Here is a 12,227-nt window from a genome sequence, read left to right as displayed (position 1 = left end):
GTCTCCGCACATGAGCAGCCCTGCGACCGCCTTCGATCCCTGGTCGGCCGAGTTCGTCGCCGACCCCTACCCGGCGTACTCCCGGCTGCGGGCGGAGGGCCGCGCCCATTGGTTCGAGCCCAGCGGCCAGTGGCTGATCCCGCACTACGCGGACGTCAGCGCGCTGTTGCGGGACCGCCGGCTCGGCCGTACCTATCTGCACCGCTTCACCCATGAGGACTTCGGGCGCACCCCGCCGCCGCCCGAGCACGAGCCCTTCACCGTGCTCAACGGCAACGGCCTGCTGGACCTGGAGGCTCCGGACCACACCCGCATCCGGCGGCTGGTCTCCAAGGCCTTCACCCCGCGCACGGTCGAGCGGCTCACGCCGACCGTCCAGCGGCTCGCCAGTGAACTCGTGGAGCGGCTGGTCGCGGAGGGCGGCGGCGATCTCATCGCCGCCGTCGCCGAGCCGCTGCCGGTCGCCGTCATCGCCGAGATGCTGGGGATACCGGCCGGCGACCGGCACCTGCTGCGGCCGTGGTCGGCGGACATCGTGGGGATGTTCGAGCTCAACCCGACCGAGGAGGCGGCGCGGCGGGCGGTCCGGGCGAGCGTGGAGTTCTCCGAGTACCTGCGCGAGCTGATCGCCGAGCGGCGCAAGGCGCCCGGCGAGGACCTGATCAGCGCGCTGATCGCGGCGCACGACGAGGGAGACCGGCTCAGCGAGCAGGAGATGATCTCCACCTGCGTGCTGCTGCTGAACGCCGGGCACGAGGCGACCGTCAACACCACCGGAAACGGCTGGTGGACGCTGTTCCGGCACCCCGAGCAGCTGGCCGCGCTGCGCGCGGCGCCGGAGGAGCTGCTGCCGACCGCGATCGAGGAACTGCTGCGCTTCGACACGCCGTTGCAGATGTTCGAGCGGTGGGTGCTGGACGACATCGAGGTCGGCGGCACCGTCATCCCGCGCGGCAGCGAGGTGGCCCTGCTGTTCGGCTCCGCCAACCGCGATCCCGAGCGGTTTCCCGACCCCGACCGCCTGGACCTCACGCGGCCCGACAACCCGCACATCACCTTCGGCGCGGGCATCCACTACTGCCTCGGCGCGCCCCTGGCCCGCATCGAACTCGCCGCGTCCTTCTCTGCTCTCCTGAGGACCGCGCCGCGGCTGGAACTGGTCGCCGAGCCGGGCTGGAACGAGGGCTACGTCATCCGGGGCCTGCGGGAACTGCGCGTCAGCTGCTGACCGCCGGCGCGCCCCCGGCCGCCCGCTCCGGGGCCGCGGGGGCGCGCCGCCGCCGAACCGTCACGCGGTGAGGTCCCGGCGGCGCAGGGCCGCGAGTCCGCAGGCGCCCAGGGCGAGCGCGACCGCGGTGAGCGCCACCAGCGGGCCAGGGGAGACGTCCGCGGACGGCGCCTTCGGCAGACGCGTGAAGACCGACAGGTCCATCACCCAGGGCGAGAGCTTCAGCGCCGGTCCGTACAGGCCGATCCCCAGGGTCAGCGAGGCCACGCCCCAGCTCGCCACCGCGGCCTTGGGCACGGCGCCGTACAGCAGGAGCGCTGCTGCCGCCACGCACCACACCGCGGGCAGCTGCACCAGGGCCGCGCCGGTCAGCCGCACCATCTGATGTCCCACGCCTCCGGCCGTCGCCCCGTAGCCGAGGCCCATGGCGAGCCCGGACACCAGCAGGAGCAGCACGGACCCGGCCGCGGCGAGCAGGGTGTGGCTCACGGCCCAGCGGACCCGGCCGACTCCGGTGGCGAGTACGGGTTCGGCGCGGCCGGAGTTCTCCTCGCCCTGCAGCCGCAGGACGGCCTGGACGGCGTAGAGCGCCGCGATCATGCCCATCACGCCGCTCATCGAGGCGAGATAGGAGTCGACGAGGCCGGACGCGCCGCCCATGTCCCGGATGACGTCGGCGAGCTGTTCATTGCCGCGCACGAGGTCGGTGGCCCCGTCGGCCAGGGCGCCGAGTGTCCCGCCGCCCACGGCGAAGCCGAACGCCCAGCCCCACAGGGAGCCGCGCTGAAGCCGCCAGGCCAGGCCCTGCGCACCGCGCAGGCGAGGACCGGCCGTGGCGGGGCCGGGGCGGGACGGGATGAGGGAGGCGTCGAGGTCGCGCCGGGCGACCAGGGCGTACGCGAGGGCGACGAGCCCGGCGACCCACGCGGCGAACAGCCCGAGCACCCACCAGCGTTCGCCGCCGTAAGGCCGCATGTTCTCGGCCCAGCCGAGCGGCGAGAGCCAGGTCAGCGTGCCGGAGCCGGCGTCCCCGGCGGCCCGCAGCAGGAAGGCGAGCCCGAGCACGGCGCCGCCGATGCCCCGGGCGGCGCGGGCGCTCTCGGTGAGCTGCGCGGCGACCGCGCCGACGGCGGCGAAGGCGCAGCCCGTGCCCGCGAAGGCGCATCCGAAGGCCAGCGCCCCGGGCGCGCCGTGGCCGAGCATCCCGAGCGTGACGAGGACGCCGAGCACGGCGGAGGCCCCGAAACCCGTGGCCAGCGCGGCGGCCAGCGGCGCCCGGCGCCCGACGGCGCCCGCGCCGACGAGTTCCAGCCGGCCGGCCTCCTCTTCCTCGCGGGTGTGCCGGACGACCAGGAGCACGGCCATCAGCCCGGTCGCCGCGGCACCGAAGGCCATCATGCGCCAGGCCGTCAACCCGCCGATCCCGGTGTCGAAGACGGGTCCGTACAGCGCGCGGAGCGAGGCGTTGCCCGCGGTGCTGGCAGCGACCTCGGCGCGCTTGGCGGCGGTGTCGTACAGCGAGCCGAAAGCGGAGGCGGTGGAGGCGACGAGCAGGGCGATCGGCACCGTCCACGCCGGGATCATGATCCGGTCGCGCCGGAGCGCGAGGCGGGTGAGCACCGCCGTCCCGGCGAGCGCGTCGGGCCTGTTCACCGCGCCGCCTCCGTCACGCTCGCGGTGTCGTCCGCCTGGTTTCCGCCGGCCGCGTCGTCCTCGTAATGCCGCAGGAACAGCTCTTCCAGCGTCGGCGGCGTGCTGGTCAGGCTGCGCACTCCGGCCTTGCTCAACTGCCGCAGCACCGTGTCCAGTTCCCCGGTGTCGACCTGGAGCTTCACCCGGCTGTCCCGGATGTCCAGGTCGTGCACGCCGGGCAGCCCGGCCAGCCCCTCGGGCGTTCCGGCGAGCTCCGCGGTGATCGAGGTGCGGGTGAGGTGCCGCAACTCGGCAAGGGTGCCGGTCTCGACGGTACGTCCCTTGCGGATGATGCTCACCCGGTCGCACAGCGCCTCGACCTCGCTGAGGATGTGACTGGACAGCAGCACCGTGCGGCCGCGGTCGCGCTCCTCGCGGACGCACTCCCGGAAGACCTCCTCCATCAGGGGGTCCAGCCCGGAGGTGGGCTCGTCGAGTATCAGCAGCTCCACGTCGGAGGCGAACGCGGCGACGAGCGCGACCTTCTGCCGGTTGCCCTTCGAGTACGCGCGGCCCTTCTTCGTCGGGTCCAGCTCGAACCGCTCCAGCAGCCGGCGCCGGCGCGTCTCGTCCAGCCCGCCGCGCAGCCGCCCGAGCAGGTCGATGACCTCGCCGCCGCTGAGGTTGCGCCAGAGCGTGACGTCACCGGGGACGTAGGCCAGGCGCCGGTGCAGCCGCACCGCGTCCCGCCACGGGTCCCCGCCGAGCAATTGGGCGGCCCCGCTGTCGGCTCGCAGCAGCCCGAGCAGGACGCGGATGGTCGTGGACTTCCCCGCCCCGTTGGGCCCCAGGAATCCGTGCACCTCACCCGCCTCGACGGCCAGGTCCAGGCCGTCCAGTGCGTGCGTGCGGCCGAAGGACTTGTGGAGTCCGGCCACACTGATTGCCTTCGTCATGGTTCTGAACGTACAGTACGTTCACAAATTTGTGAAGTTAAGGAACTGTATAAACTTCGGGCGGGAGGCGATAGTGGTGGCGGAGCAATCCATCGAGCCGATGACGTTCGTCGAGCGGTTCGCGGCGGAACTGGTCGAGGCAGGCATGCAGCGTATGGCCGCCCGCGTCTTCGCGGCGCTGCTCGCCTCCGACACGGGCATGCTCAGCGCCGCCGAACTGGCCGAACGCCTCCAGGCCAGCCCCGCCGCGATCTCCGGCGCGGTCCGCTACCTCTCACAGGTCGGCATGCTGACCCGCGAACGCGAGCCCGGCTCCCGGCGCGAGCGCTACCGGGTGCACAGCGACCAGTGGTACGAGACCTTCACCCGCCGCGACCGCATCCTCGCCCGCTGGGAGGGCACCCTCCGCGACGGCATCGAGGCCGTCGGCCCCGACACCCCCGCCGGCCGCCGCATCGCGGAGACCGCGGCCTTCTTCGACTTCCTCCAGAAGGAGATCGTCGACCTCATGGACCGCTGGCGCGAGCACAAGTCCGAACTCCGCGAGAACGGCCTCCTCTGACCCAGTCGTACCGGTTCCCCGCCCTGGACATGTTCACCAGTGGGCGAGTGAGCCGAAGGTGAGCGGCCGCTGCCGAAAGGGAGTGGGGGCCCCTCCCAGCGGTAGCTGGGGGAGCGCAGAGGCTGCGAGGAACGAGCAGCCGAGCACGGTCGACTGTCGGCAGTGGCTCAGCGAACCGGAGGCGAACCGAGCCCTCTAAAAAGCCCGCGGCACCGTCAGTCGCCACGCCGCCGGCATCACCGTCCAGGTGCGCCGGCGGACCGGGCCCGCGGTCGTCGCGTCCGCCGTGTAGCGGAAGTCCCGCCCGGAGACGGTGACCGTACGGGCGTGCACCGGCCCGGCCGGCCCGGCGCCGTCACGGCGGACGAGGACCTCGGCGAGGCCGGGGGCGGCCGTGGAGACCGACACCTCCTCGACGCAGTCGTCCAGGTCGGCCAGCACGACCCCGTCGGCCTCCACACGCAACCGCTGAGCGCCGCGCATGGCGAGCCCCGTGGGGTGTCCGTGCAGGCTGAACGTGCGGGCCAGCGAGCGGGCGCGCCGTTCGACGGGCATCAGCCACGCGGGGGTCGCGGAGGAGATGCGCAGCGCGCCCAGCACGATGCCGCCGCTGTCGTCGAGCAGGAGGTCGAGTTCCCGTTCGGTGCCGTCGAGCACGGCCCGCGCCGCGCTCACCGCGCCGCCGGGCACGCCCAAGGCGCGGGCCAGCGCGGTGCTCCGCCCGACCGGGACCAGTCCGACCACGGCCTCGCCCAGCGCCCGCGCTCCGTACAGCGCCCGCACGGTGCGCAGCAGCGCCGCGTCGTCGCCCACCACGACCGGGCGCCGCCTCCCCCGGTGCTCCAGCGCCCGTATGGCCTCTTCGTCGGACTCCGGAAGTGCGATTTTCACGGAGGGCGATCCCCCGCACAGCACATCCTTCGCGATGCGTACGGATTCGCCGTCCATGACACGGGCGGCAGGGTCGATGACCACGAGCAGGGGCTGCCCGACCGGTCGCTGAGCCGACACCTTGGTCCTTCCTCAGGTAACATCTCGGTGCAAGAGCCCCTTGCGCTGCCTTGCGCCAGGGGCTTCGTCTATTCCGGGGCACCGGTCCGACCGCTCTCCCCGACATGGGGAGCCACGTTGGACATGCCCCGCCCGGAAGGGGTGTACGCCTGTGCCCGCACTTGTGCTGCTCGGTGCTCAGTGGGGTGACGAGGGCAAGGGGAAGGCCACCGACCTGCTCGGTGGTTCCGTGGACTACGTGGTGCGCTACCAGGGCGGCAACAACGCCGGCCACACGGTGGTCGTCGGTGACCAGAAGTACGCGTTGCACCTTCTGCCCTCCGGAATCCTCTCGCCCGGGTGCACCCCCGTGATCGGCAACGGCGTCGTCGTCGACCCGGCGGTCCTGCTCTCCGAGCTGAGCGGGCTGAACGAGCGCGGCGTCGACACGTCCAAGCTCGTCATCAGCGGCAACGCCCACCTGATCACGCCGTACCACCAGACCCTGGACAAGGTGACGGAACGCTTCCTCGGCAAGCGCCGGATCGGCACCACCGGCCGCGGCATCGGCCCGGCGTACGCCGACAAGATCAACCGCGTGGGCATCCGGGTGCAGGACCTCTTCGACGAGTCGATCCTCCGGCAGAAGGTCGAGGCCGCGCTCCACGACAAGAACCAGGTCCTGGTCAAGATCTTCAACCGGCGGGCGATCAGCATCGACCAGGTCGTCGAGGAGTACCTGGGCTACGCCGAGCAGATCAAGGACTACGTCGCGGACACGACGTTCCTCCTCAACTCCGCGCTCGACGAGGGCAAGGTCGTCCTCCTGGAGGGCGGCCAGGGCACCCTGCTGGACGTCGACCACGGCACGTATCCCTTCGTGACGTCCTCCAACCCGACCGCGGGCGGCGCCTGCACGGGCTCGGGCATCGGTCCCACCAAGATCAGCCGGGTCATCGGCATCCTGAAGGCGTACACCACCCGCGTCGGCGCCGGCCCCTTCCCGACCGAGCTGTTCGACGAGGACGGCGACGCCCTGCGGCGCATCGGCGGCGAGCGGGGCGTGACCACCGGCCGTGACCGCCGCTGCGGCTGGTTCGACGCGGTGATCGCCCGGTACGCGACCCGGGTCAACGGCCTCACCGACTTCTTCCTCACCAAGCTCGACGTGCTGACCGGCTGGGAGCGCATCCCGGTCTGCGTCGCCTACGAGATCGACGGCAAGCGCGTCGAGGAACTGCCGTTCAGCCAGACCGACTTCCACCACGCGAAGCCGGTCTACGAGACGCTGCCCGGCTGGAGCGAGGACATCACCCAGGCCAAGACCTTCGCCGACCTGCCGAAGAACGCGCAGGCGTACGTGAAGGCACTGGAGGAGATGTCGGGCGCCCCGATCTCCGCCATCGGCGTCGGCCCCGGCCGGACCGAGACGATCGAGATCAACTCGTTCCTGTAGCCGCACCGGACGGAGAAGGGGCCGGGCGCGCCGTACAACCTGTCGGCGCGCCCGCCCACCGTCATACAGGGTGCCAATGGGAGCCCACCGGGGCGTCTGCTTAGCCTTGGGGCCATGACCCCTCCTTACGCAGACCCCGAGACCGGCGCCGCCGTGAAGGCCGCCGACCGTGCGCACGTCTTCCACTCCTGGTCGGCGCAAGGCCTGATCGACCCGCTCGCGGTCGCCGGGGCGGAGGGCGCGTACTTCTGGGACTACGACGGCAACCGCTACCTGGACTTCACCAGTGGCCTGGTGTTCACCAACATCGGCTACCAGCACCCCAAGGTCGTCGCCGCGATCCAGGAGCAGGCCGCGAAACTCGTCACCTTCGCGCCCGCCTTCGCCGTGGAGTCGCGCTCCGAGGCCGCCCGGCTGATCGCCGAGCGCACCCCCGGCGACCTGAACAAGATCTTCTTCACCAACGGCGGCGCCGAGGCCGTCGAGAACGCCGTACGGATGGCCCGGCTGCACACCGGCCGCCCCAAGGTGCTCTCCGCCTACCGCTCGTACCACGGTGCCACCTCCGCCGCGATCAACCTGACCGGCGACCCGCGCCGCTGGCCCTCGGACACCGGCTCGGCCGGCGTCGTCCACTTCTGGGCGCCGTTCCTCTACCGCTCGCCGTTCCACTCGGAGACCGAGGAGCAGGAGCGCGACCGCGCGCTGCAGCACCTGGAGGACACGATCGTCTTCGAGGGACCGCAGACGGTCGCCGCGATCGTGCTGGAGACGGTGCCGGGCACGGCGGGCATCATGGTGCCGCCGCCCGGCTACCTGGCGGGCGTCCGCGCGATCTGCGACCGGTACGGCATCGTCCTCGCCCTGGACGAGGTCATGGCGGGCTTCGGCCGCACCGGCAGCTGGTTCGCCGCGGAGCAGTTCGATGTCGTCCCCGACCTGCTGACCTTCGCCAAGGGCGTGAACTCCGGCTACGTGCCGCTCGGCGGCGTCGCCATCAGCGAGGAGATCGCCGAGACGTTCGCCACCCGTCCCTACCCCGGCGGCCTCACCTACTCCGGCCACCCGCTGGCCTGCGCCGCGGCCGTCGCCACGATCGGGGTGATGGAGGACGAGGGGGTCGTCACCCAGGCCGCCGCGCTCGGCGAGCACATCATCGGCCCCGGGCTGCGCGAGCTGGCCGGGCGCCACCCGTCGGTGGGCGAGGTGCGGGGCCTGGGCGCCTTCTGGGCGCTGGAGCTGGTGCGCGACCGGGAGACCCGCGAGCCGCTGGTCCCCTACAACGCCTCCGGCGAGGCCAACGCCCCCATGGCGGCCTTCACGGCGGTCTGCAAGAAGAGCGGCCTGTGGCCGTTCGTGAACATGAACCGCACCCATGTGGTGCCCGCCTGCAACATCACCGAGGCCGAGGCCAAGGAGGGCCTCGCCCTCCTCGACGCGGCCCTGTCGGTCGCCGACGAGTACACCCGCTGAACCGGACCGGCCGCGCGTGACCCCTGCCACAGGCGCGGGCCACCCGCGGCCGGGCCTCGCATAGGGTGAGGCGCATTCAGGCGCACGCACATCCGAGGGAGGCACCGGGCATGCGGGATGGTGCAGATGCAGGCGGCCCCGTCAGACGGAGCAGTCTGCGCCAGCAGATCGCCGACGCCCTGCGCGACGAGGTGCTCACCGGCCGCATGGTCGCCGGACGCCACTTCACCGTGAAGGAGATCGCCGAGCTGTACGAGGTGTCCGCGACCCCCGTGCGCGAGGCGCTGGTGGACCTCGCCGCGCAGGGTCTGCTGGAGGTCGAGCACCATCGCGGCTTCCAGGTGCGCCGCTTCACCGACTCCGAGTTCCGCTCCATGGTGGAGGCCCGCACCCTGGTCGTGGAGGGCATCTTCCGCCGGATCGCCGCACGCGGCATGCGCGAGGTCGAACCCGCCGCGCTCGCCTCCGTCCGCCGCCGCGCCGAGGCCGCCGCGCCGGCCGCCCGCGCGGGTGCGCTGGACGTGCTCATCGGCTACGACATCCGCTTCTGGCGCGAGCTGACCGCGCTGGCGGGCAACGCCCATGTCGCCGAGTTCCTGGACCGCATCCGCATGCAGACCTGGGCGTACGAGGTGCCCTTCCTGCGCGCCCGCGCGTCCCTGGAGGGGGTGTGCTGGGCGGACCACGTGGAACTGGTGGGCGCCGTCGAGAAGCGCGATCCGGAGACCGCCCAGCGGATCGTGGAGGAATTCAACGACCACTCTCTCGGGCTGATGCGGCGGCCCCCCGGCGCCTAGCCCACTACGCTGGCCCGACCACGCACGGAAGGACTTGGAGCGCCTGTGGCCTGCGACTTGTGGCTGGTTCCCCTGGTGGACGTGCTCTGCCACAGCCCGGACAACCCGTTCGCCGAGGAAATCGCCCGCTACGACAAGGCACTGAGCGACGCCGGTCTGCCGCCGGTGCCCGTCTACAGCTACATGCCGGGCCTGTCCGGCGACGTCGCGCCGGTCGCCGGTTTCGACTACGACGCACTGCACTTCCTGCGCCGGGCGTACCTGCTGCACATCCAGGGTCTCGCCGTCACTCCTGTCGACGAACTCGGCGGTGACTACGAGCAGTTGCTGGAGATGTTCGAGACCACCGCCCAGCAGTCGCACCTGGTGTGGCACTACGACCACGCCGGCGCGTACGTGCCGCTGGACTTCCCCTTCCCGCTGGTCAACGACGAACTGCTGGAGGGCGGCGGCCCCCTGGGCTCGGCCCATGGGCTGCTGCGCGAGCTGGACTTCGTCGCGCCCGTCATCGGCATCGACCCGCTCAACCCGCCGCCCCCGCCCGTGCCGCCGGCCGGGCCCACCGACCTGGAGGAGCCGGCCGCCGCGCCCGCCTCCGGCGACGGCGGCCCCTTCGCGCGGGAGCGGCACGTGTGGCTGGGGCTGCACGCGGCGGCCACACGGTCGCTCGGCCAGGGATCGATGATCGTCTTCAGCTAGCGTCCCTCAGGGCGCTGGTCAGCCCGCGCGCGGCCCCTCCGGGGGCCGCTGGCGCGGCATGTTCGGCCGGCCGCCCGGCAGCAGCGGGAACCGCCCGCCGGTGCCGGGCGTACCGCTCTCCGGGCTCCGCGCGCCCCATCCCCAGGTCAGGGACTGCGTGCGCAGGGGGGCGCCGCCGGCCCGGAAGTCCAGCATCCAGTCCGCGGTCTCGGTCCGTACGAGTTCCGAGACGTCCTCGGAGAACCGGCGCAGCACCGTCAGGCAGCGCTCGGCCGCCTCGGCCGCGGTGCCCTCGGTGGGGCCGAGCACCTCGCGCACGGACTCCGCGGCCCAGTCGTAGCGCAGCGCCTCCAGGCGGCGCTGGACGGCCTGGGCGGTGGCCACGTCCCGCATCCACCCGGCGGTCAGTCCGAGGTACCGGTCCAGGCCGACGCAGACGACGGCCAGCAGCAGCGCGGCGTACGCCCAGCGGTCGCGCACACCCTCGCCGGTCACGGCGAGCACGGCGCCGGAGGTCGCGGCGAGCGCGGCCGCGACGCGCAGCCCCCGGGCCCACAGCCGCTTGCGCACGCGGTCGGCGAGGTACCAGTCGACCGTGCGCAGCGCCTCCGCCTCGGCCCAGCGGTACAGCTCCTCCAGCCGTTCCGCCGGCTCGCCCCAGTCGCCCAGCGGGAACGAGGGTGCCCGCAGGTCCTCCCGCTGCCGGTGGAGCGCCCGCCGTTTCGGTTCCTCCCGAGGTACCTCCTCGGGATACATGTCCGGCTGGCTCACCTGCACGCTCCCTCGCGACTTCGATGACGGAGCCCCCTTCTTACCGCCGAACGGCTGAGCTTGCGAAGTGGATGGCGGTAATTCCGCTCTTATGAGGCGCGTGATCAGGTATGGGGCCCCGTGGGCAGCACCCGATCGAGTGACGCCGCCGGTGCCGCGCGGCAGGTCCGGCGTGCGGCCGGCCCCGGGGAGGGGCAGGGGGAAGCCGGCATCGAGCCGATACCCTTGGCGCCGTGAACGTCCTTGTCATCGGCGGCGGTGCCCGCGAACATGCCCTGTGCCGCGCTCTGTCCCTCGACCCCGAAGTGGCGGCGCTGCACTGCGCCCCCGGGAACGCCGGCATCGCCGAGGCGGCGCGACTGCACGCGGTGGACCCCCTGGACGGGGAGGCGGTCGCGGATCTGGCGGCCCGGCTGGAGGCCGACCTCGTGATCGTCGGCCCCGAGGCCCCGCTCGTGGCCGGCGTCGCGGACGCGGTGCGCGCCCGGGGTATCGACTGCTTCGGCCCCTCGCGGGAGGCGGCCGCCCTGGAGGGTTCCAAGGCGTTCGCCAAGGACGTGATGGCCACGGCCGGGGTGCCCACCGCGCGCGCGTACGTGTGCACCACCCCCGCCGAGGTGGACGAGGCGCTGGACGCCTTCGGCGCCCCGTACGTCGTCAAGGACGACGGCCTGGCCGCGGGCAAGGGCGTCGTGGTGACCGACGACCTGGAGGCCGCGCGGGCGCACGCCAACGCCTGCGAGCGGGTCGTGATCGAGGAGTACCTGGACGGCCCCGAGGTCTCGCTCTTCGCCGTCACGGACGGCGAGACCGTCGTCCCGCTCCAGCCGGCGCAGGACTTCAAGCGTGCCCACGACGGCGACGAGGGCCCCAACACCGGCGGCATGGGCGCGTACAGCCCGCTGCCGTGGGCCGATCCGGGCCTGGTCGAGGAGGTGGAGCGCACGGTGCTCCAGCCGACCGTCGACGAACTGCGGCGCCGCGGCACGCCCTTCGCCGGGCTGCTGTACGCGGGTCTGGCCATCACCTCGCGCGGCGTGCGGGTCATCGAGTTCAACGCGCGGTTCGGCGACCCGGAGACCCAGGTCGTGCTGGCCCGGCTCAAGACCCCGCTGGCGGGGCTGCTGCGCGCGGCGGCGAGCGGCCGGCTGGCCGCCTTCCCGGCGCTGCGCTGGAGCGAGGGCGCGGCGGTGACGGTCGTGGTGGCGTCCGAGAACTACCCCGGCACGCCGCGCACCGGTGACCCGGTCACCGGCCTGGACGAGGTGGCCGCGAAGGACGAGCACGCCTACGTGCTGCACGCGGGCACCAAGGCGGACGCCGACGGCCGGGTGGTGAGCGCAGGAGGCCGCGTGCTGTCGGTCACGGCGACCGGGGTGGACCTCGCCAAGGCCCGTGAGCGCGCGTACCGGGCGGTGGCGAGGCTCGGGCTGAAGGGCTCGCACCATCGTTCGGATATCGCGGAAAAGGCCGCCAGGGGCTGAACCCTGGGCAAGGCCACTCCAAGGGGTGATGGCTTGGCCATCCTGCTGACGTGAGCCCGGGGCCCAACTAGGGTTCCGCGCAAGCGCACTGCGAAACCACACGACCACCGCACAATCGGCCCCACCGGCATTGCGGTGTCGGTGTGCGGTGCGACAGTGGGTGGCATGCAGTCGCGTCA

Annotated in this window: 11 protein-coding genes; 7 read left to right on the top strand and 4 right to left on the bottom strand. The window is 72.8% G+C overall.

The window, feature by feature from the left end:
- Positions 1 to 10 precede the first annotated feature (10 nt).
- The gene (locus tag ACFWVC_RS16730; RefSeq protein ID WP_384285394.1) at positions 11 to 1,228 is read left to right on the top strand and encodes a cytochrome P450; all 1,218 of its coding nucleotides are present in this window, start codon (positions 11 to 13) and stop codon (positions 1,226 to 1,228) included.
- Between the two features lie 60 nt (positions 1,229 to 1,288).
- Here ACFWVC_RS16730 and ACFWVC_RS16725 read toward each other — a convergent pair whose 3' ends face one another.
- Both ACFWVC_RS16725 and ACFWVC_RS16720 read right to left on the bottom strand, forming a co-directional pair.
- A complete protein-coding gene (locus tag ACFWVC_RS16725) occupies positions 1,289 to 2,881 on the bottom strand; it encodes an ABC transporter permease (RefSeq protein WP_384285389.1) in 1,593 nt (530 codons plus the stop codon).
- A complete protein-coding gene (locus ACFWVC_RS16720; RefSeq protein WP_384285385.1) occupies positions 2,878 to 3,816 on the bottom strand; it encodes an ATP-binding cassette domain-containing protein in 939 nt (312 codons plus the stop codon). Before ACFWVC_RS16720 ends, ACFWVC_RS16725 begins: the two co-directional genes overlap by 4 nt.
- A 100-nt stretch (positions 3,817 to 3,916) precedes the next feature.
- Here ACFWVC_RS16720 and ACFWVC_RS16715 point away from each other — a divergent pair, with 100 nt between their 5' ends.
- The gene (locus tag ACFWVC_RS16715; RefSeq protein ID WP_384285490.1) at positions 3,917 to 4,378 is read left to right on the top strand and encodes a GbsR/MarR family transcriptional regulator; all 462 of its coding nucleotides are present in this window, start codon (positions 3,917 to 3,919) and stop codon (positions 4,376 to 4,378) included.
- A 195-nt stretch (positions 4,379 to 4,573) separates the two neighbouring features.
- Here ACFWVC_RS16715 and ACFWVC_RS16710 read toward each other — a convergent pair whose 3' ends face one another.
- The gene (locus ACFWVC_RS16710; protein WP_384285487.1) at positions 4,574 to 5,353 is read right to left on the bottom strand and encodes a diacylglycerol kinase; all 780 of its coding nucleotides are present in this window, start codon (positions 5,351 to 5,353) and stop codon (positions 4,574 to 4,576) included.
- Between the two features lie 187 nt (positions 5,354 to 5,540).
- Between ACFWVC_RS16710 and ACFWVC_RS16705 the strand changes: the two genes are divergently transcribed.
- The 4 genes from ACFWVC_RS16705 (at position 5,541) to ACFWVC_RS16690 (ending at position 9,793) form a co-directional block, all read left to right on the top strand.
- Complete coding sequence (locus ACFWVC_RS16705; RefSeq protein ID WP_384285382.1) at positions 5,541 to 6,824, top strand: adenylosuccinate synthase; 1,284 nt, start codon at positions 5,541 to 5,543, stop codon at positions 6,822 to 6,824.
- Between the two features lie 114 nt (positions 6,825 to 6,938).
- On the top strand, positions 6,939 to 8,297 hold the full coding sequence (locus tag ACFWVC_RS16700; RefSeq protein WP_384285378.1) for an aspartate aminotransferase family protein: 1,359 nt from the start codon (positions 6,939 to 6,941) through the stop codon (positions 8,295 to 8,297).
- A 110-nt stretch (positions 8,298 to 8,407) separates the two neighbouring features.
- Positions 8,408 to 9,094, top strand: a complete 687-nt coding sequence (locus ACFWVC_RS16695) for a GntR family transcriptional regulator (protein WP_384285373.1) — start codon at positions 8,408 to 8,410, stop codon at positions 9,092 to 9,094.
- 45 nt (positions 9,095 to 9,139) lie between these two features.
- Entirely contained in the window at positions 9,140 to 9,793 is a 654-nt protein-coding gene (locus ACFWVC_RS16690; protein WP_384285371.1) for a hypothetical protein, read from the top strand.
- Positions 9,794 to 9,811: 18 nt separating this feature from the next.
- Here the strand turns inward: ACFWVC_RS16690 and ACFWVC_RS16685 are convergent, their stop codons facing one another.
- Positions 9,812 to 10,564, bottom strand: coding sequence for an SLATT domain-containing protein (locus ACFWVC_RS16685; RefSeq protein ID WP_384285367.1), 753 nt, complete (start codon positions 10,562 to 10,564; stop codon positions 9,812 to 9,814).
- A gap of 233 nt (positions 10,565 to 10,797) precedes the next feature.
- On the opposite strand from ACFWVC_RS16685, the gene purD reads away from it, so the two are divergent.
- Positions 10,798 to 12,048 (top strand): phosphoribosylamine--glycine ligase, encoded by a 1,251-nt coding sequence (gene purD, locus ACFWVC_RS16680; RefSeq protein ID WP_384285361.1) that lies wholly within the window; start codon positions 10,798 to 10,800, stop codon positions 12,046 to 12,048.
- The last annotated feature ends 179 nt before the right edge of the window (positions 12,049 to 12,227 follow it).

Source organism: Streptomyces sp. NPDC058691, assembly GCF_042714775.1.
In the GTDB taxonomy this organism is placed as follows: Bacteria; Actinomycetota; Actinomycetes; order Streptomycetales; family Streptomycetaceae; genus Actinacidiphila.
This window is presented reverse-complemented; position numbering and strand designations above follow the sequence as displayed.